This is a genomic window from Streptomyces celluloflavus, from assembly GCA_000720995.1.
Classification (GTDB): domain Bacteria; phylum Actinomycetota; class Actinomycetes; order Streptomycetales; family Streptomycetaceae; genus Streptomyces; species Streptomyces celluloflavus.
The window spans coordinates 52,450-72,437 of record JOEL01000044.1; the positions used below are offsets into that span (position 1 = coordinate 52,450).

15 protein-coding genes, 1 tRNA gene and 1 pseudogene are annotated in these 19,988 nt (G+C 73.8%); 5 read left to right on the top strand and 12 right to left on the bottom strand.

All coding sequences use genetic code 11. The features are described from left to right. Positions 1-39 precede the first annotated feature (39 nt). The gene (locus IH09_RS28855) at positions 40-1,293 is read left to right on the top strand and encodes an MFS transporter (RefSeq protein ID WP_190233439.1); all 1,254 of its coding nucleotides are present in this window, start codon (positions 40-42) and stop codon (positions 1,291-1,293) included. 176 nt (positions 1,294-1,469) lie between these two features. Here the strand turns inward: IH09_RS28855 and IH09_RS28860 are convergent. Both IH09_RS28860 and IH09_RS40745 read right to left on the bottom strand, forming a co-directional pair. After that, a tRNA-Pro gene (locus tag IH09_RS28860) sits at positions 1,470-1,546 on the bottom strand. 90 nt (positions 1,547-1,636) lie between these two features. Then, positions 1,637-2,536: pseudogene (locus tag IH09_RS40745) on the bottom strand (alpha/beta fold hydrolase); the annotation flags it as partial. Positions 2,537-2,638: 102 nt separating this feature from the next. Between IH09_RS40745 and IH09_RS28870 the strand changes: the two are divergent. Both IH09_RS28870 and IH09_RS28875 read left to right on the top strand, forming a co-directional pair. Further along, positions 2,639-5,881 carry an amidohydrolase family protein gene (locus IH09_RS28870; RefSeq protein ID WP_052860448.1) on the top strand — a complete coding sequence of 1,081 codons (3,243 nt, stop codon included), beginning with the start codon at positions 2,639-2,641 and terminating at the stop codon, positions 5,879-5,881. 297 nt (positions 5,882-6,178) lie between these two features. After that, the gene (locus tag IH09_RS28875; protein ID WP_052860449.1) at positions 6,179-7,459 is read left to right on the top strand and encodes an acyl-CoA dehydrogenase family protein; all 1,281 of its coding nucleotides are present in this window, start codon (positions 6,179-6,181) and stop codon (positions 7,457-7,459) included. 119 nt (positions 7,460-7,578) lie between these two features. On the opposite strand, the gene IH09_RS28880 is transcribed toward IH09_RS28875, so the two are convergent. Genes IH09_RS28880 through IH09_RS28900 form a run of 5 tightly spaced genes read right to left on the bottom strand, consistent with a single transcriptional unit; the run spans position 7,579 to position 11,739 of the window. Beyond that, positions 7,579-8,202, bottom strand: coding sequence for a GAF domain-containing protein (locus IH09_RS28880; protein ID WP_052860450.1), 624 nt, complete (start codon positions 8,200-8,202; stop codon positions 7,579-7,581). Beyond that, positions 8,199-8,819: a GTP-binding protein gene (locus IH09_RS28885; protein WP_052860451.1), complete on the bottom strand. Its 621-nt coding sequence runs from the start codon at positions 8,817-8,819 to the stop codon at positions 8,199-8,201. Before IH09_RS28885 ends, IH09_RS28880 begins: the two co-directional genes overlap by 4 nt. Further along, positions 8,797-9,198, bottom strand: a complete 402-nt coding sequence (locus IH09_RS28890; protein WP_052860476.1) for a DUF742 domain-containing protein — start codon at positions 9,196-9,198, stop codon at positions 8,797-8,799. Before IH09_RS28890 ends, IH09_RS28885 begins: the two co-directional genes overlap by 23 nt. A 5-nt stretch (positions 9,199-9,203) precedes the next feature. After that, positions 9,204-9,653, bottom strand: coding sequence for a roadblock/LC7 domain-containing protein (locus tag IH09_RS28895; protein ID WP_052860452.1), 450 nt, complete (start codon positions 9,651-9,653; stop codon positions 9,204-9,206). Continuing rightward, positions 9,643-11,739, bottom strand: a complete 2,097-nt coding sequence (locus IH09_RS28900; protein WP_052860453.1) for an ATP-binding protein — start codon at positions 11,737-11,739, stop codon at positions 9,643-9,645. The genes IH09_RS28895 and IH09_RS28900 overlap by 11 nt, the downstream gene beginning before the upstream one ends. A gap of 456 nt (positions 11,740-12,195) precedes the next feature. Here IH09_RS28900 and IH09_RS28905 point away from each other — a divergent pair, with 456 nt between their 5' ends. Beyond that, complete coding sequence (locus IH09_RS28905; RefSeq protein ID WP_205379450.1) at positions 12,196-12,447, top strand: hypothetical protein; 252 nt, start codon at positions 12,196-12,198, stop codon at positions 12,445-12,447. Between the two features lie 162 nt (positions 12,448-12,609). Here the strand turns inward: IH09_RS28905 and IH09_RS28910 are convergent, their stop codons facing one another. The 5 genes from IH09_RS28910 to IH09_RS28930 all read right to left on the bottom strand — a co-directional run bounded on the left by IH09_RS28910 (position 12,610) and on the right by IH09_RS28930 (position 18,633). Next, positions 12,610-13,821: an MBL fold metallo-hydrolase gene (locus IH09_RS28910; RefSeq protein WP_052860454.1), complete on the bottom strand. Its 1,212-nt coding sequence runs from the start codon at positions 13,819-13,821 to the stop codon at positions 12,610-12,612. Positions 13,822-14,118: 297 nt separating this feature from the next. Further along, on the bottom strand, positions 14,119-14,970 hold the full coding sequence (locus tag IH09_RS28915; protein WP_052860455.1) for a GNAT family N-acetyltransferase: 852 nt from the start codon (positions 14,968-14,970) through the stop codon (positions 14,119-14,121). A 157-nt stretch (positions 14,971-15,127) separates the two neighbouring features. Next, positions 15,128-16,522 carry an NAD(P)/FAD-dependent oxidoreductase gene (locus IH09_RS28920; protein ID WP_052860456.1) on the bottom strand — a complete coding sequence of 465 codons (1,395 nt, stop codon included), beginning with the start codon at positions 16,520-16,522 and terminating at the stop codon, positions 15,128-15,130. Between the two features lie 592 nt (positions 16,523-17,114). Next, the gene (locus tag IH09_RS28925; protein ID WP_205379458.1) at positions 17,115-18,236 is read right to left on the bottom strand and encodes a DUF6745 domain-containing protein; all 1,122 of its coding nucleotides are present in this window, start codon (positions 18,234-18,236) and stop codon (positions 17,115-17,117) included. 70 nt (positions 18,237-18,306) lie between these two features. Then, positions 18,307-18,633 carry a hypothetical protein gene (locus IH09_RS28930; RefSeq protein ID WP_052860457.1) on the bottom strand — a complete coding sequence of 109 codons (327 nt, stop codon included), beginning with the start codon at positions 18,631-18,633 and terminating at the stop codon, positions 18,307-18,309. A 333-nt stretch (positions 18,634-18,966) separates the two neighbouring features. Between IH09_RS28930 and IH09_RS28935 the strand changes: the two genes are divergently transcribed. Beyond that, a complete protein-coding gene (locus IH09_RS28935) occupies positions 18,967-19,929 on the top strand; it encodes an STM4015 family protein (RefSeq protein ID WP_052860458.1) in 963 nt (320 codons plus the stop codon). Positions 19,930-19,988: the final 59 nt, after the last annotated feature.

The following is a 19,988-nucleotide window of genomic DNA, read 5'->3' on the forward strand; positions in this document are numbered from 1 at the left end:
CGGGAAGCCCCCGTGTCCCCACGCCCCGAGGCGGCTGACGTGCCGGCACCCCCCGAGGCGGCCGAGGTGCCCGCACCGGCCGGGCGCCCGGCCGCCGAGCACGGCGCCGAGTCCGCCCACGGCGCGCGGCGCGGCCGTCATCTGCTGTGGTACGCCCTGGTGGTGCTGCTGGTCGGGATCAACATGCGGCCCGCGATCGTCGCGGTCTCCCCGCTGCTGGACGAGATCCGGCAGGCCACCGGCCTGTCCAACGGCGCCGCGGGCGCGCTGTCCACCCTGCCGCTGATCTGCTTCGGCATCTTCGCTCCGCTCGCGCCCCGGCTGGCCCGCCGCTGGGGGATGGAACGCACCCTGGTCGCGGTGCTGCTGGTGCTGCTGTGCGGGATCGCCGTACGCCTGGTCCCGTCGCTGTTCCCGCTGTTCGCCGGGTCGTTCCTGGTCGGCACCGCGGTGGCCGTCGCCAACGTGGTCATCACCGTCGTGATCAAGCGGGACTTCCCGCGGCACGTCGGGCTGATGTCCGGTCTGCACACCACCATGCTGGTCGGCGGCGGCGCGGTCGCGGCCGCCGTGACCGTCCCGCTGCGCGACGCCCTGTCGCTCTCCTGGGCCGGCGGCCTCGCCATCTGGGGCGTCCTGGCGCTGGCCGCGGTGCTGGTGTGGGTGCCGCGGCTGCGCCGCGGGCGCGAAGTCCCGCAGACCCGGGCGCAGGCGGACGGTTCGATGTGGCGCAGCGGACTGGCCTGGGCCGTCGCGCTGTTCTACGCGTTCCAGTCCCTGCTGTACTACACCGCGACCACCTGGCTGCCGTCGTTCTACATCTCCCACGGCTACTCGGAGGGTGGCGCCGGCATGCTGCTGGCGGTCTGCATGGGCTCCGCGATCGTCACCTCCCTCCTGGTGCCGGTGTGGGCGCAGCGGTCCCGGCGGCAGAGCTACCTGGCGTTGGGCGGCACCCTGCTGTGCGTGGCCGCCTTCGTCGGGCTGATCTCCGCACCGACCGGGGCGGCGGTCCTGTGGGCCGTGCTGCTCGGCCTCGGCCTGGGGGCCGTCCTGTCGCTGGGCATCACCTATATGTCCATGTGTGCCCGCACCACGCACGACGCCGGACTGCTGTCGGCGATGTCCCAGTGCGTGGGCTACCTGCTCGCCGCCGTCGGCCCCACCACCTTCGGCGCCGCCCGCGACCTGACCGGCAGCTGGACCGCGGGGCTGATCGCGCTGGTGATCCTGGCGGTACCGATGGGCCTCACCGGGGCACTCGCCGGCCGCGGCAGCCAGATCGCGCACTAGCACAACAGGGCCCGGTCCGGCCGAGGATGCCATGGGCCGGTTCGGGATTCTGCTGCTTCGTCCGCCGGATAGGGCGGGCGGAGCAGCGGGGCGGGCCCGGAGTGCACTCCTCGCCCCGGGAACGGGAAAAGCCGCCCCCACTCTCCGTGGAAACGGCTTCCGACCTGCCAAAAAGCTGGTCGGGACGACAGGATTTGAACCTGCGACCCCTTGACCCCCAGTCAAGTGCGCTACCAAGCTGCGCCACGTCCCGGTGCCCGTACCGGCCGGAAAGTTCGGTCCGGTCGCGGTCGGTCTCGTTGAGGATCTCGTGGCGGGCGCCCGGGTACGCCTTCCAGGTGAGGTCGCGGATGCCGAGGTAGCGGAAGTCCTCCAGCAGCTCGTGGACCAGGGTCAGGCGCTGGTGGCACGGGTCCTGTTCGCCGACGGCGAGGTGGACGGGCAGTCCGCGCGGGATGCGGGCGAGGTTGTCGGGGGCGTTGATCTTGCGGAGGGCGCGTACCCAGTCGAGGGCCAGCCCGGCGCAGAAGGGGAAGCCGCAGTCCTCGTCGGCCAGGTAGCGGTCCACCTCGGCCGTGTCGCGGGTGAGCCATTCGAAGCCGGTGCGGTGGGGGAAGGCGTCGTTGAAGGAGCTGAAGGTACGGGGGAGGAAGCCGGAGAGGTGGCCGCGGCCGTGCGCGGCGATCTCGGACTCCAGCTCGGCGGAGGCCGCGTCGATCTCCACGCCGGGCAGGGTGCGGAAGACGCCGGTGAGGAGCAGACCGGCCAGGTCGGCGCCGTACTCCTGCGCGTAGTCCCGGGCGAGCATCGCGCCCATGCTGTGGCCGAAGAGAACCAGGGGGATACCGGGGTGGGCGGCGGCCGCCCGGTCGCCGATGCCCTTGAGGTCGCCGACGATCGCCCGCCAGGCGTCCTCGCCCACCACCCCGCGGCCGCCGGTGGACGGGGCGGTGGCGCCGTGGCCGCGGTGGTCGGAGGCCAGGACGGCATAGCCGTGACCGGCCAGGAAGCGGGCGAACCGGTCGTAGCGCCGGCTGTGTTCCGCGGCGCCGTGGGCGATCTGGACGAGGGCGCGGGGGTGGCCGGACTCCGGGAGCCAGGTGTACGTGGCGATGCGGGCGCCGTCCGGGGCCTGGTGGAAGTCCTGCTGCATGGCGTCGTCTCCTGACTGCCGGGGCGGGGGCTGACCGATCGTCGGTCCGTTCCTCAGCTCACTCTGTCTCCCGTTACGGCTGTGTGCCATGTGACGCGCGTGGCGGTATTGACCCTGTACCCGCACGGCGTGGCACGATCGGGCGGCTCATTCCTGGCGCCTGTGCCGCAACCCCCTTTCGCAGGAGGAACGTTGGACACCACGGACCGTTTTGAGAACTCCGCCCCCGCCGCGCTGCCGCTGTCCCGCCGCAGATTCCTTCAGGGCACCGCGTCGGCGGCCGCCGCGGCGGGCCTCGCCGGGGTGGCCGCCCCCGAAGCCTTCGCGCAGCCCGCCGCCGCGTCCGGCGCCACGCTGTCCTTCACGGCCGCCACGAACGGCGCCGCCTCGCTCGCCCCGGCCGGCGACCGGCTGATCGCCGAGATCCAGAACGTCCTGTGGTCGCTGCCGCGCAAGGGCGGCGACGCGGTGGCCCTGACCCCGGCCGGCCTGGAGCCCACCCGTCCGGTGCACTCCCCCGACGGCCGCCGGATCGCCGTCTGCGCCTACCGCGGCGGCGGCTTCCATGTGTGGACGCTGCGCCCCGACGGCACCGGCCTCCGGCAGCTCACCGACGGCCCGTGGGACGACCGGGGACCCTCCTGGTCGCCGGACGGCACCCGGCTCGCCTTCGCCTCGGAGCGCGGCGGCGACCCGGTGACCGGCAGTCCATACCGGATCTGGGTGCTGGAAGTGGCGACCGGTCGGCTGACCCGGGTCACCGGGGTGCCCGGTCAGGACGGGCCCCATCAGGACGGCGCCTGGGAGGACTTCGACCCCTGCTGGTCGCCGGACGGTTCGCGGATCGTGTTCGTCCGCGGGCAGCTGGCCGACACCACCCTGCGTTCGCGTACGGTCGCCTCCGTCCCCGCCGACGGCGGCGGCGCGGTGCGCACCGAGCACACCGAGACGGCCGCCGCCCAGGTGCTGGTGCCCGCGCTCTCCCCCACCGGGCGGCTCGCCTATCTGCGGACCACCGATTCCCCCGGGGCGACGTGCTCCCTGGTGGTGGACGGTGCGCGGGTGCCGGTCGACGGGGATGTGGAGCCGGTGCCGCCGCGCTGGGTGGCGCGCGACGAACTGCTGCTGACGGTGGGCGGACAGTTCCGGATCCTGCACGTCGACACCCCGGAGCGGGCCGAGACCATCCCGTTCACCGCGCGCCTGCCGCTGGAGCGGCCCGCCTACCGCGTCAAGGACTACGGCTTCGAGCGGACGGCGGTGCGTCCGGTGCGCGGGGTGCATCTGCCCGCGCTCTCCCCCGACGGCCGCCAGATCGCCTTCGCGGCGCTCAACGCCCTGTGGCTGGCGCCCACTTCGGGGGGCGGTGCGCCGCGCCGGATCGTCCGGGCCGGCGCCACCCGCTACGTCCTGGCGCCGAGCTGGTCCCGCGACGGCCGTTCCCTGCTCTACGCGGACGACCGGGACGGGCTGTACGCGGTGCGCCGCCGCGATCTCGCCTCCGGCCGGGAGACGGTGCTGGCCGCCGGCGGCCGGGTCCATCCGGCGCTGTCGCCGGACGGCGGGCGGCTGGCCGCGCTCGACATGTCGGGAAATCTCGTCGTACGGACGCTGGCCAGCGGTACGGAGGAGACGGTGGCCGCCCCGATGGGCGCCGGCGGACTGCCCGGCCGCCCCAGTTGGTCGCCGGACGGCCGCTATCTGGCGTACTGCGACCGCAACCGCCTCAACCGCCGCTTCCGGGAGGGCTACAACCTCATCCGGGTCATCGACACCGAGACCGGGAAGAGCGCCCTGCACGCGCTCGCCGAGCATGTCTCGCTCGCCGACCGCTACGACTCGGGACCCGTCTGGTCGCCCGACGGACGGTGGCTGGCGGTGATCGCGGAATCCGCGCTGTGGGTGCTGCCGGTACGGCCCGACGGAACGCCGGACGGGGCGCCGCGGCGGCTGACCGACGAGAGCGCCGACCATCCGTCCTGGTCCGGCGACTCCGGCACGCTGCTGTATCTCTCGGCCGGGAAGCTGCGGCTGATCGCGGTGTCCGGCGGCGCGGCGCGGACCGTCCCGCTCTCCCTGCCGCACCGCCCCGCACGCGCCCGGGACACCGTCGTGCACGCCGGAAAGTTCTGGGACGGCACCGGTGAGGCGGTACGCGAGGACGTCGACGTGGTGGTGCGGGACGGGCGGATCACCGCCGTGACCCCGCACCGGGCGGCCCGGTCCGGCGCCGGTGCGGCCCGCCGGGTGGACGCCTCCGCGCAGACCGTGCTGCCGGGCCTGTGGGACGCGCACACCCACCCGTGGCAGTCGACCTACGGCGGGCGGCAGACCGCGCTCCAGTTGGCGTACGGCATCACCACCACGGTCTCCTGCGGCGGCTTCTCCTACGAGCTGGCCCGCATCCGGGAGGCCGTCGCGGCCGGTGTGCTGGCCGGGCCGCGGCTGCTGACCAGCGGCGAACTCCTGGACGGCAGCCGGGTCGCGTACAGCATGGGTCGGGCGCACAGCACTCGCGAGGGGCTGCGGCGTTCGCTGGCCCGCGGCGCGGCGCTGGACTGGGATTTCGTCAAAACCTACGTCCGGGCGCCGGGCTGGGTGATGGAGGAGGCCGCGCGCTTCGCGCACCAGCGGCTGGGGGTGCGCACCGGCAGCCATCTGCTCTCCCCCGGCGTACAGCTGGGACAGGATCTGACGACCCATCTGCAAGCTACTCAGCGGCTGGAGTTCGGCCATGCGGTCTCCGCCACCGGACACGCCTACCAGGACGTCGAGGAGATCTACACCGGCGCCGGCTTCCATATGCTCGCGACGCCATTCTCGGCGGCCGCGCTGCTGGGCGAGGATCCGGCCCTGGCCGACGACCCCCGGGTGGGGACTTTGATGCCGCCCTGGGACACCGCGTTCGTCCGGGAGGGCGCCGGGCACCGGCCGACGCCCGCGCAGCTGTCCGACATCGCGACCGAGGTGGCGGTCTACCGGCGGGTGCTGGCCGGTGGCGGGCTGGTCGCCCTGGGCACGGACCAGCCGCTGGTGCCGGTGGGACTCTCCCTCCACCTGTGCCTGCGGGCACTGCACCGGTGCGGTCTCGGTGTGGCCGCGACGCTGCGCACCGCGACCGCGCTGCCCGCCCGGGTGTTCGGCGCGGAGCGGGACCTGGGCACGCTGGAGGTCGGCAAGCTCGGCGATATGACGCTGGTGGACGGCGATCCGTTCACCGATTTCGACTCCCTGGTGCGGACGGCCGCGGTGCTGCGCGGTGGACGGGTCTTCGAACAGCGGGAGTTGGTCGCCTCCTTCCCGGCGCCCGGGGGTCACCCGTCGGAATCCGCCGGCGGTCCGCAGGGCGCGGCGGGGCCGGCGGGCGCGGCCGTCGACTGGCTGGCGGTGAGCCGGCAGCAGCGGCGTGACTCCTGCTGCGACGCGGCGCACTGACGGACGGGCCGCACGGACGCCCGCGTCCGTGGTGGCGCGGGGTGGACGGTTCCGGTCGCTCCCGGAACCGTCCACCCGGTCCCGGAATCGACCATGGCGAACATATGTTTTATGCCTCAACTCTTCGCATAAATACCTGAGTTGATGTTTTGCGCGCGGTGCAGTAGGTATGCCAACGGGTATTGCACGGGGTAAGCGCCAGAGCACTTTCCGGTAGGGCGACAGCAGGCGGCACAGCCGGTGCCGCGCCGGGACGGGGAGCGACCAGCGCGAGGAGATCGCGGAGGAGGGCTCGTCTTGCATCGCTATTTCACCGACCAGCGGCATGAAGCGCTCCGGCACCGGGTGAGGGATTTCGCCGAGCAGGAGATCCGTCCCCGGATTGCGGAGATGGAGGCGAGCCGTACCGTCTGTCACGGCCTGTCGCGCCGGATCGCCCAGCAGGGGTGGATCGGCGCGACCGTGCACCGGGCGTACGGCGGGATGGGCGCCGGGCATGTGGCCAAGACCCTCGTCATCGAGGAGATTTCGCGGGTGAGCGCGGCCATGGGCGCCATGGTCCAGGCGTCCCAGCTGGGCGTCGCGAAGATCGTCCACTTCGGGAGCGAGGAGCAGAAGAAGACCTGGCTGCCGGCGATCGCCGCCGGCGAGTGCCTGCCGACCATCGCCGTCACCGAACCGCAGTCCGGCGGGCATGTCCTGGGGATGACCTCCACCGCGGTCCGCGACGGCGACGACTACGTCCTCAACGGCCACAAGATCTACGTAGGCAACAGCCATGTCGGCGATCTGCACGGCGTGGTCGTCCGTACCGGTGAGGGCCCCAAGGGCCTGTCGGCGTTCCTGGTGGAGTCCGACCGGCCCGGCTTCCGGGTCGGGGAACAGCGGCCCGCGATGGGACTGCACGGCTTCAGCTTCGGCGAGCTGTTCTTCGACAACTGCCGGGTGCCCGCGGCGAATCTGCTGGGCAAGGAGGGCGACGGACTCTCCGTGGCGTACTCCTCCAGCGTGCTCTACGGCCGGCCGAATCTGACCGCCGTGTCGCTGGGCATCCATCAGGCGGTGCTGGACGAGACGACGCGCTTCTGCGCCGAGCGGCAGCGGTACGGCAAACCGCTGGCCGACCTGGGCAACATCAAGCTCAAGCTCGGCCGGATCCAGTCGCGGCTGCTGCTCGCCCGGCTGTCCGCGTACCACGCGGTGCATCTGCTGGACCAGGGCATGCCGTGCGACGCGGAGCTGATGAACGCCAAGCTGGTCAACGTCGAGTCGGCCCTGGAGTCGGCGCGTGACGCGATGGACATCCATGCCGCGTGCGGGCTGTTCACCGACCGGCCGGTGGAGCGCTTTCTGCGGGACGCGCACCATATCTTCGCGCCGGCCGGCACCTCCGACGTCCAGCTGCTGCGCCTGGGCGAACTGGCCCTCGGCCAGGCGAAGGGCGAATGGTCCAGCCGGCTGGCGGATCTGCTGCGCCTCGATCCGGCGGAGCGGGCGGATCCGGACGCCCCGGCCCCGCTGCCGGGCCGGCGCACCGAACCGGCCGAGGAGTGCCACGCGTTCGCGCCGCTGAAGTGAGACCCGGTGCCCGGCCCGTGCGGCGCGCCGGGCCCGCGGCCTTCCGGTACGGCGCGGCCCGGCGGCGGCGCCCGGGAGGTCCGCCGCCGCCTCCGCCGCGGGGCCGCGGCCCCGGGCGGTCACCCGGCGCCGGGGCCGGACGCGCCGCTCTGCCGCTGCTCCATGCGGTGGATCTGGTCGACGAGTTCGGCGGCCATCGCCTTGATCGTCTCCAGCCCCTCCCGCCCCCAGGGGCGCGGTTCGAGGTCCACCACGCAGACGGTGCCGAGCGCCGTCCCCGTACGGTCGATGAGCGGCGCGCCGAGATAGGAACGGACGCCGATCCCGTCCACCACGGGGTTGCCGGCGAACCGCGGGTAGTCGCAGACGTCCTCCAGGACCAGGGCCTTGCGGCGGACGACGACATGCGGGCAGTAGCCGTGGTCGCGGGCCATCACCCGTCCCGGCCGGATGTTGGCGGGCGCCGGTCCCAGCTCGACGGGTGCCTGGTCCTGTGCGGAGGTGTAGAGCCCGGCGAAGTACTGCCGCTGCTCGTCGATGAAGTTGACCATCGCGTACGGCGCCCGGGTCGTCCGGGCCAGCTTGCGCGCGAACTCGTCGAACGCGGGCAGCGGGGAATCGCCGATGCCCAGGGCCCGCAGCCGGGCGACGCGCGCCGGGGCCTCGTCGTCCTGCGGGGTGAGCAGCAGATGGCGCGTCGGATCGTAGGAGGTGTACGGGACGCGGGAGACGGGGTGGTTCATGGCAGCTCCGGGGTCGCGACGAGAGCGGGGGTGAGCAGGTACTGGACGAGTGAGACCAGGACATGGGTGGCCGAACCGCACCGGCGGGCGTCGCAGAGCACGACGGGGATGTCCGGCGAGAGGTCGACGGCGCTGCGGACTTCGTCCGGGGTGTAGTGGTGGGAGCCGTCGAACTCGTTGACGGCGACGATGAACCGGATACCGCGCCGTTCGAAGAAGTCGACGGCGCCGAAGCACTGGTCCAGGCGCCGGGTGTCGGCGAGGATGACCGCGCCGAGCGCGCCGTTGGACAGTTCGTCCCACATGAACCAGAAGCGTTCCTGGCCCGGCGTGCCGAAGAGGTAGAGGACGTGCGCGGGGCCGAGGGTGATCCGGCCGAAGTCCATGGCGACGGTGGTGGTGTGCTTGTCCTCGATCCCGGCCAGGTCGTCGGTGCCGATACTGACCTGGGTGAGGAGTTCCTCCGTACTGAGCGGTTCGATCTCGCTCACCGCGCCGACGAAGGTCGTCTTGCCGACTCCGAAGCCGCCCGCGATCAGGATCTTGAGTGCGGTCGGGAAGAGGTCGGGCACCGGCTCCCCCGGCGTCGTGGGGTCACAGTCGTTTGCGAAGTCCATGCAGCACCGCCTCCAGCAGGGCTCGGTCGGTACGGGAGCCGGCTCCCGCCGAAACCGCGACGGGGGCCCGCGCGGTGAGTGCTCCGCAGTCCACGAGATCGGCGAGGAGCACTTTGGTGACCACGGCCGGCAGCCGTATGTGGGCGGCGATCTCGGCGACCGAGACCGGTCCGCCGCACAGCCCCAGCACCTGGGCGTAGTCGGGTCCCTGGCAGGAGTCGGGCCGCCGCCCGGTGGCCATCACCATGGTCAGCAGGTCGAAGTGGGACGTGGGGCGCGTCCGGCCGTTGCTGATGGTGTACGGGCGCACCAGCGGGCCCGCCTCGTCGTCGTACCACGGTGGCTCCTGGCCGCGCTGCCACCGTCGGCGACCCGGCAGCACGTTCAGCCACCGCCCGCGGGTGCCTGCCGCCGGGGAGGCGTGGAGAGGTACGGCCGGACGCTCTTGACCAGCATTCCCATCTCGTAGCCCAGCACCGCCACATCGGCCTCGCGCCCGGCGAGCACCGCCAGGCAGGCACCCGATCCGGCGGTGGAGACGAACAGGAAGGACGATTCGAGTTCGACGACGACCTGGAGGACGTCATCGCCCCCGCCGAAGCGCACCCCGGCGCTGCGGGCGAGGGAGTACAGGCCGGAGGCCAGGGCCGCCATATGGTCGGCGCTGTCCGCGTCGAAGCCGTCGGCGGCCTTGACCAGGCCGTCGGAGGAGAGCAGGAGCGCGCTGCGGGCGTGCGGCACGCGCTGCACGAGTCCGGTCAGCAGCCAGGACAGATCCGACTGCTGACCTCCCGGCAGTTGCGAATGAGGCTGCGCGTGCACATCACTCACCATGGTTGTGGTCGTCTCCTCTGAGGCGGGCGGTCGGGGTGTCGTGGTCACGGCCGTGGAGCGGGTGATCGCCGTCCGGGCCGGGGGTGTTGCCGGTACCGCCGTCGGGGTGGGCGGCCGGGTGGTTCTCGTCACTGGTGTCGGCGGCGAGGCTGATACCGCGCCGGAAGGCGGCCATCAGGCCGGGGTCGTGCATGGGCTCCGGCCCCGTACGGCGCACCGCGGACGGCAGGATCGGGTCGCCGCGCAGTTCGGGGACGAGGTGCTCCTGCTTGCGCCGGCGCGGCAGCTGCGGGCGGATTCCACCGGGCGGCGCAGGGGCGTCCGGTGCGTCGTGCGGTACGGGCGGCAGTCCGGCCGGACCCGGCTCGGCGGGCCGCTCCTCGACGGCCCGGTGGTACTCCGGGCCGTCGGCGGGGTACGCGGGCGTGAGCTGCCGGGTGGCGGGGGCGGCGGTCACGTACGGGGCGGATTGCGCCTGGGGGGCGTACGCCGGGGCTCCCGTGGGCGCGGCCCGGTGCGGCGCGGCCGGCTGCCCGCCGGTGTCCGTGCCCCTGTCCGCGTCGGCGCCGGTGCTCATGCCGGTGCCGGGGTCGGCGGGTGGCCCGGCCGCGGGGCGTGCGGCACCGTGGTGCGCCGCCGCGGGGGCGAGCTCCGGGGCGGGGCCGGACGGGGATCCCGTGCCGCCCTGGCCGAGGTGGTGCCGGGTCCGGTGTCCGTCGCCGGGTCCGCCGTCGCGCTCGTGGTCCGGGCCGGTGTCGGGCGACTCCGTGGGAGCGGTGCCCCGTTCGCTCCCCGCGCCGGCCGGTTCCGTGCCGATCAGCTCCGGCGGCAGGATCAGTACGGCCTGCACTCCGCCGTAGATGTTGCTCTGCAACCGGACCACGATGCCGTGCCGCCGGGCGAGCGAGGAGACCACGAAGAGGCCGATCCGCCCGTCGCTCAACAGCGCGTCGACATCGATGTGTTCGGGGTCGGCGAGCAGCGCGTTCATCCGCGTCCGCTCGTCCGGTGACATGCCCAGTCCGCGGTCCTCGACCTCGACGGCGAGACCGGCGGTGACCTGCTGGGCCCGCAGCAGGACGGAGGTCCGCGGGGCGGAGTAGACCGACGCGTTCTCGATCAGTTCGGCGAGCAGGTGGATGACGTCGGCGACCGCGTGGCCGCGCAGTGTGCCCTCGGTCGGGGGGACGAGCTTGATCCTCGGGTACTGCTCGACCTCGGCGATGGCGGAGCGCAGTACCTCGATCATGGTGACCGGGCGGCTCCACTGGCGGCGCGAGACGGCGCCGCCCAGCACGGCGAGGTTCTCGGCGTGGCGGCGGATGCGGGTGGCCAGGTGGTCGACGTGGAAGAGGCCCTTGAGCAGGTCGGGGTCCTCGACCTGGTGCTCCAGCTCGTCCAGCATCTCGATCTCGCGGTGGACCAGGGATTGCAGGCGACGGGCGAGGTTCACGAAGACCTCGACCTTCTGCTCGCTGTCGTTGGCGGTGCACCGGGCGGCGGCGACCGCGTCGATGACGGCGGTCTCGGCGGCCCGGCCCACGGCGGCCACTTCGGCGGCGAGCAGATCGAGGGTGTCGCCGGTGCGGACCGGGCCGGGCTCGGGGTCGCGGTGCTGGAGCCGTTCGCCCCGCCGTACCTGGTCCAGCAGCCCGTCGAGGTCGGACCTGCTGCGGGCGCAGACCTGGCGCAGCCGGGCGTAGCGCGTGACGGTGGCGCGGGACGCGGCGTGGGCGGCGGCGCCCGCGGTGAGCACGATGATGCAGATCACCGCGAGGCCGCCGGTCAGCGCCGCCCACTCGCGGCCGGTGAGCCGGACATCGCCGCTCCCGATGACGAAGGCGGTGACGGCCACGCAGGTGACGGCGGTCAGCAGGCACGGGACGGTGACGAGCCGGACCGTCCGGGACCGGATCGCCGAGTCCGCTGCGGATCCGGGGAACGAGGTCCGGCCGTGCCGTCCGCCCTCACGTTCCCGCCGCCGCGCGGAGCTGGGTATGGAGGCGGCCCCCGGGAAACTCTCGGTCCGTGGGGACCTCGGAGCCTCCTGGGGCGTCTGGGTCCCCTGGGGGAATGCGGTAGGCATCGGTGCCCTCCGGATCGGCCGTTGGCAGTTCGCGGAGCACGCACGCTAGTTGTTGCGGGGGTGGGGTTCGGACCCACTTGCGGGTTTCGCTACCCCGCGCCACCTCCTTACGTGGGGGTCTCGCGCACCTCAGTGCGAATCAATCCGAACTCACTTTCAGGGAGCGGGAGATGGGGGCGCCTCCCCGGCGCTCACGCGGCGACGCGCGCCGGGGCAGTGCTCATCGCCGGAGACGGGAGGGATCCGTTGTCCAATATTCGCCCGGTGGAGCGGGGCGCTCCCCTTCTCCGATGCCCGCGGCCGGAAAGGCCGGCCGCAACGGGAGGGAAACCCTCATGCGCAAGACAACTTCGCCGCGCCGCCGCGGTCATTGCCACGACCGCAGCCGTGGCCGCGACGGGTATCGGCACGGCGGGGGCCACGACGGCCGCCACCTGGGGATGTCCCGAAGGGTCCGTGTGCATCTACCCCCAGAACGCGGACCCGGAGCACGACCCGCACCCGACCGACGTCTTCCGGAGCTACGGAGCTCACAGCCTCAGCGGCCAGGTCGGACAGCACTGGGTCTTCAACAACCGGACGGACGCCGCGCATACGCACCTGTGCCGTGGCTACGACGGCACCAACTGCGCGTTCGACATCGCGGCGAGGCCAGCCTTCGAGGCCGACATGACGCCGATCAACTCGATCACTCTCGACCGGCCATAGCCATCACGCGAAAGGTGAGTGCATGGACCGGCGTCGGCCCCCGCTCGGCGAGACGGGGCCGACGCCGGTCGGTCCGGGCCGGCCGCGATCGGACTCCGGGAAGGCCCTGACGTCATCGATCCGGGCGTGTATACGGAACCGCGGGGGCTTCCCCGTGCGGCATCACCGCTCGGCCACGAGGTCTTCCCGGACTTCGGCGACGGGCGGCCAGGCGGGCCAGCCATGGACGGGTGGTACGGCCACCGCACGCCACCAGGGGTCGACGACCGGCTGGTCGGCGGGCTCGAACGGTTCACCCGGCCGAGGGGCGGCGGTGACCACACCGGCCTTGTGCGCTGCGGAGAGGGTCCACTCCGCCGGCTCGGCCCACGGGTGGAGCGCCAAGCGGAACGTACCCCAGTGGATGGGGAGCAACAGGCCGTCCGGCTTCCCGCCCTGGAGGTCCAGATGGGCGCGGACCCCCTGATCGGGGTTCATGTGCACATCCGGCCAGGCACCTGGATGCGGGGTGTCCCCGGTGTGGTTCCTGGGCCAGAAGTCGCTGTACGCGCCAATCTGGATCATGGTCGCGTCGAACGGTCCGTGCGCCGCGGCGATCTCCGCGAATCCGGCGAAGTAGCCGGTGTCTCCGCTGTGGTAGATCCGGTGCTCGGGACCCGCGACCACCCAGGACGCCCAGAGGGTGTGCTGCGGGCCGCGCAGTCCGCGGCCGCAGAAGTGCTGCGCGGGGGTCGCGGTCAGGGTCAGCCCGGCGAGGCGGGTGGACTCGTGCCAGTCCAGCTCGGTGATCCGCTCCGGCGGTACGCCCCAGAATTCCAGGTCGGCGCCGACCCCGAGCGGCACCACGAAGGCGGCTCCGGTGCCGGTCAGGGCCTGGATCGTGGGCATGTCGAGATGGTCGTAGTGGTCGTGCGAGATCACCACGATGTCGACCGGGGGCAGCGCGTCCAGCGCGACCGGCACCGGGTGCAGCCGCTTGGGCCCCGCCCAGGTGAACGGGGAACAGCGCTCGCCCCACACCGGGTCGAAGAGCACCCGCTGTCCGTCGATCTCGGCGAGCACGCTCGAATGCCCCATCCAGGTGAGCCGCAGCCCGGAGGCGGGCGGCCGGCCCCAGTCCGCCGCCGTCCGGCGGTACACCGGAACCGGGCCGACCGGGGCCCTGCGCAACCGCGCCTCCCGGCTCAGCTGGCTACGGACCATCGGCAGCGCGGAGCCCTGGAGCAGTTGCCTGGTCGGCACCGGATTGCGGAACTGACCGTCCACGAACTGCGGCGACCTGCGCATCCTGGCCAGCCGCTCCCCGGTGGGCTCGGCACCGAAGCTCGCGGGGCGAAGCGCGGAAAGCGTACGGCGGGGGCGGGAACCGGTCACGGCACCTCCAGGGTCGGGGCAGTCGCCATGTGAACGGATCACATGCGCGCCGGGTTCCGGCAGCACCGGACTGCGCGGCGCCACCCTGCCGTTCCGGCATCACGACACCCGGCAGCAACACCATCACCCACGGCGACACCCGGCGCGACCGGCCGTGGCATTTCCGCGGGGGCGGCGCGGGCATGATCCCCGGCCGGTCCGCAGGTGGATGCGCGTCCGGCTCCCTGCCCGGACCTCCGACGGGCAGCCGTCCCCACCCGCCTCCCCACCCGCGTCCGGCCCCGTCCCGGTTCCACGTCACGCGTCCCGGAACTCCAGGGCGAGATGGTCCCCGACGGGCCGGTATCCGAGGCGCTGGTATAGGGCGTTGCTGGTGGGGTTGGCGAGGTCCGTGAACAGCAGCAGTTCCGTCGCGCCGGAGCGCCGCGCGGCACCCGACGCGGCGGCGGTGACCGCCCCCGCGTAGCCACGTCCGCGCAGCTCGGGCGGGGTGTAGACGGGGGCGATACGGGTCGCGCCGGACACCGTGGGGATGACTCCGGCCAGCGAGACGGGCCGCCCGCCGGTCTCCCACAGCGTGCAGCGGCCGTGCGCGATCCGGTCGTCGACCGCACGGGCGTGCCGGGGTGGCGAGGCGCCGGTCTCCTCGGCGAAGGCCGTGAACCAGGCGAGCAGCAGCGCGCGGTCGGCCACGGTGGCGACCCTGGCCGCACCGGGCGGCGCGGGCGTGGGCGGGGTCAGTTCGCCGAGCCGGTGGAGCCTGTGCCGCGCCGCGGTCGCGACCGTGCCGCCGTGGCGCCGCCGCCAAGCCGCGGCGAACGCTTCGGCGGGCGCCCGGACGGCGTTGACCCCGGGGACCGCGCACCGCTCACGCGTCAGCGCGTCCGCCAGCGCGGCCGCGGCGTCATCCGGCATCGGCGACAGCAGCACGGCCCGCGGCGGCGTCCACAGGAAGGCGCCCGCCACCGCTCCGTCCGCCCCCCGCCACGATCCGCACCAGGGCGCGCCGTCCCCGTAGGAGTCGGCCCCGAGCCTCCCGAGCGAGGCCGCCACCGAGAGCAGCACCGTGTGGGCCACCGGTCGTGCGCGCAAGAACCCGCCCGCGGCCGCCTCGAACGCGCCGAGGTCCTGCGTCATCGTCCATGTCATGGCTCACCCTCCCGCCGGGCGCGGTGGGGCGCATCCGGTTTTCCCGGGAGCCGCCGGGCGTGCGGGTTGCTGCGGTCCGCCGGGAGCCGGGCGCGCGGGACCGGTCCGCCGGACGGAGCGGACCATGGCGACCGAGGCCGCCGGGCCGCCGTCGCGCTCACACCGGTTCGACCACCGCCGGCGGGCGCGCGAGGCCGGGCCGCCGGGGCAGCAGGACGGTGCGGAGCGCGATGCGCGGGGCGATGAGGCGGGACGGCGGCGCGGTGAGGCAGACGACATCGCGGAAGGCGGCGCCCACGACGGGGTCGATGGCGGCACGGGCGGCCAGCCGGTCCACGTACCACGTGCTCAGCCGCTCGCCGAGACCCGCCCCGGCGTCGTCGGCGCTCGCGTACGGACGGTCCGCGCCGACCGCCGCGAGCCAGGCCGGGTCCACGGCGCGGGCGGCCGCCCGCTGCGCCTCGGCGGTGAGCCCGGGGCGCAGTCCCCCGCCGTCCACCAGGGTGGTGCGCACCGCCAGTGCGCCGAGCGCCGCGACCGACATGCCCTGCCCGTACACCGGGTTGAAGGTGCAGTGGGCGTCCCCCAGGACGAGGAACCCCTCGGGTACCGCGCCGGGGCGCTCGAAACGGCGGCGGCGGTTGCAGGTGTCGCGGAAGCCGTGCACGGCCGAGACCGGCTCGGCGCGGGACAGCAGTTCGTGGACGTACGGGTCGCCGACGGTGGCGCTGAAACCGGCGAGCTCCGCCACGTCCGTGGGCGGGTGGTCCCCGCGTACCCCGGAGAGCGTCAGCAGCCACTTGCCGTCCTCGACCGGCAGGAACGCGGCGCCGCGCGGACACTCCGGCCAGGCGGGGATGTTCACGCCGGCGTCCGGCGCGGCCGCCGGGTCCCGCTGGCGGTACAGGCAGCTGGCGTAGGCGATCCCGGTGTCCACGGTCTCCTCATACGGGGCGGTCCGGCCGAGCGCGGCGTACCACTGGGGCGCGCGGGAGCCGCGGCCGGACGCGTCCACCACGAGCGCCGCGGGCAGTTCGCCCTCCGCTCCGCCGTCCCGCGAGCGGACGCGGATCCCCGTCACGCGCCGTGCGTCCCCGGTCAGGCCGATGACCTCGGTAGCCTCCAGGACCTCGACGCGGGTGGGCGATGCCGCGGCCGCGCGCAGCGCGCGCTCCCGTACGACCGCGTCCAGCACCGGCCGGGAGACGCTCAGCGAGGGGTGCCGCCGTTCGTCGAAACGCCGCTGCCAGCCGGTCGGGGTACGGGTGATCAGATCGCGCGGCAGATACAGGTTCCGCGCCCCGGCCGCCGTGAGCGCGGCGACCGTACCGGGCAGCAGGGTGTCCAGCGCCCGCTGCCCGCCGCTGAGGAAGAGGTGCAGATGGCGGGCCTGGGGGACGCCCTTGCGGAAGGCGTGCCCGGCCGGATAGCGGTCGCGTTCGACGACGGTGATCGCGTCCACATGCCCCAGCAGGGCGGTGACGGCGAGCATCCCGGCGAGGCCGCCGCCGATCACTTTCGCGGTGCGTGCGCCGTCGGTCCGATCGGCCATTCCTGCCCCACTCCCCCCGCGGCGCCGGCCGGTTCGCGGATCCGCTCCGCCGTGCCCCGGATCCGGTCATGTCCCGGCCGCCGCGGGAACGTTGAATGATCACTGATGGGCCTCAGAGTTCAGTGCACCGCGCGGTCATGTCAACGGTCGTTCCCGCCGGGCGGCCCGGCGGCGGTCATCCGCGAGGTGCCGCGGGGCGCGTGCGCGGGCCGGTTGGGTGCGCCAGGGCCGGAGGCGGCCGCGGGTTCGCCTGGCGGCTCCGGTCAGGCCGGCGACGGTGGCCCCCGATCACGGGCCCTTGCGGATCGCCCGGCCGGCGCACCCCCAGGGTCTGCCGACCGGACGCCGCCGCGGCGTCCGGTTCGCCCCGCGCATCGCTCAGGAAGAGGATCTGCCCGGGTGGCCGCGCCAGGGTGCGGGCGATGCTCCGGTACGACTCCGGCTCCCGTTCGGGCCCGGCCGTCGTCAGATCGCAACAGCCGCTCAGCAGTCCGGTCGGATCGCCGTGGTTGCCGTGATTCCCGTGGGCGAACCAATCGCGCTGGGCGGTCACCGCACCGCACCGCTGCGCACTCCCGGGCCCGATCGGCGCTCAGGTCTCGCGTATCGGCGCGTAGACCTCCTCGCCCAGTCCGAAGGTCCACGCGACGCCCTCGCGTGCCGTACGGGTCCTGGGCGGCACCCGCAGCCAGTAGGTGCGGTGGGTACCGTCCGGCTCGGGCGTGGAGTTGACCACCTCGACCATCACCACCGGCTCGTCGTCGACGAGTTCGATGCGCCACAGGATGCCCGCCTCGTCGCGGTGCACCGGCCGCGCGCCGGACTCGGCGAGATAGCGGTCGTAGCCGTAGAACTCCAGCATGACCCGGCGCAGTTCGGCGTTCTCCTCCGTCCGGATGCGCTCCGGGGTGAGGCCGGCCAGTCCGTCCAGGAAGGTGGCCGGGACCGGCATACCGCGCCAGGCGTACAGGGCGAAGCCGTCGGGGAAGGCGAGCGCCGGACCGTCGCCCCGGTCCAGCCGCCCGGCCTCGTCACGATGCAGTTCGGCCGGTCGCTCGGCGATGATCGCCACCTTCTCGTACGGCCACCACCACCCGGCGCTCCGGGCCACGGCGGCGACGCCCGCCAGCCGCTCACCGGCCCCCTCGAACGCGGCGAGCCAGGGCGCGTCCTGCTGCCCGAGCACCGCGTCCAGCAGCGCGAGCCGCACCGCCGGTTCGTCGGCGGGCTTCTCGGCCAGTGCCTCGACGACCCCGGTCCGTATCCGCTCGGCGAGCGCGCGGGTGGTGTCCCACAGCCGACCGCCGGTCAGAGTCCAGCGTTCGCTCCAGGCCGCACGGCCCAACTCCGCGTGCAGTGCGGCCCGTTCTGCGGCCCATGGCCGGGTCCGCACCGCGTCGCGCACGCTCGGCCCCAGTTCCCCCGGCGACGCGGCCAGCACCCGCGCCGTCGCCTCCCGCGGCGAACCGGCCCACACCAGCCGCTCCGGCTCCGCGAGCCCGGCGAGGCGATAGGCCAGCCGCACCCCAGCCTCCGCCGCCGCCCGGTCCGCCGCCCCCGTCGCCGCGGCCACCGCCCGCCAGCCCTCGACGCCCGCGGCCGGGCCGTCGGCCACCCCGTCGGCCACCGCCACGCCCCCGACGCGCGGCGCCTCCGCCCTATCCGTCCCGTGCATCCCGTCCGACATCTGCGGCACCCCCGGCTCCCCCGGCATCTCTTGCATCTGTGACACGTTCCTTTCGCTGCCTGTCCCCACCCGTCGGCTCACCGGCCCGCCGGTCCGGTCAGTCGGCCACCAGCCGCACGGCACCCGGTACGTACTCGCGCTGGCGCACGACGCGGTACCAGCCCTTGGGGAGCGATATCGCCGCATGCTCCTCATGCACCACACGCCCGCCGTCGGGCAGGTGCAGCAGCGCGGGCCCGAACGGCCCGGCCTCGCGCTTCAGCGCCCCGGCACCCACCACCGCGTGCGCATGGCCGGTGACCTCGCCCAGCGCCAGCACCATCCGTCCGCGCGGATCGCGCGGTTCGTCCGGCACATCCGCCACATGTGCCGGCAGCGCCGTCTCCGCGACCGGCACGATCAGCACATCTCCCTGTCGGTACACGACCGTTCCCCTTCCTCTCGCTCGCACGGCCCCGGGAACGTCCGGCCCGGGACCGCGTTCTCGCGGACACCGAAAACACTAGGACGGGGGTCTGACAATCGGCCGTGCGCGGCTTCACCGCCCCTTCGCTGGCCGCGGGCGGCCCGCCGCCCTCCCCTGCCGCCGCACGGTCCGTTCCCCGCCGTTGCCCGGCGCTCGCCACCCGCCGCACCGCGGCTCGCGGCGGCCACCCGACCGATCGGCCGGTCACGCTCGGCGAGGGAGCGCGGGAACGGTGACCGGACGCGGGCACGCGGACGGCGTTGTCAGTGCTGGTTGATAGGAATATCGACCATGAGCATCCATCAGCATGTGGACGAGCTGGACGGCCTGCCCGTCTTCGAGTTCCCCCCGGCCACGGCCGGTACCGCACTCCCCGAGCCCGGCGCGGTCGCCTGGCGGCTGTCCGTCGATCCGTACGACGACAGCGATGAAGAGACCTTCGCCGAGCGCTGGCAGCGGTTCACCGAGACCGTGGAGCTGTCCGGCGTACGCGCGCTGGTGCTGGGTCAGTGGGGTGAGGTGTACGAGGAATCCGCGTCCACGGTCGTCGAAGCGGTCGTCGCCGCGAAGGACCGGCTCACCTCCCTGCGCGCGGTCTTCCTCGGCGACCTGACGATGGAGGAGTCGGAGATCTCCTGGATCCAGCAGTCCGATGTCACACCGCTGCTCACCGCCTTCCCCGGCCTGCGGAGTCTGTCCGTGCGCGGCAGCGACGGCCTGGCCTTCCCCCCGGTGCGACACGAGGCGCTGCGCGCGCTGCGGTTCGAGTCGGGCGGGCTGCCGGCCGCCGTCGTACGCGGGATCTGCGAGAGCGACCTCCCCGCGCTGGAGTCGCTGACACTCTGGCTCGGCGTACCGGACTACGGCGGCGACTACGAGGTCTCCGATCTCGCCGCGGTGCTGGCCGGCGGCCGCTTCCCCGCACTGCGCCACCTCGGACTGCAAAACAGCGCGATCCAGGACGAGATCGCCACCGCTGTCGCCGCTGCGCCGGTCGTCGCCGGCCTCGAAACGCTCGATCTGTCGATGGGCACGCTCACCGACAACGGCGCGGAGGCGCTGCTCGGCGGCCAGCCGCTCACCCATCTCCGGCGGCTCGATCTGGACCACCACTACCTCACCGGCGCGATGGTGCAGCGGATCCGTCAGGCGCTGGAGCCCAGCGGGGTCGAGGTGGTGGCGGACGAGCAAGGCGATGAGGACGTGGACGGGGACGACGGCACCGTGTGGCGGTATGCCGCAGTGACCGAATAGGCCCGCACCGCCCGGCCCGCCCGCTCCGGCCGGACGGGGCGCACCACCCGCCCCGGCCC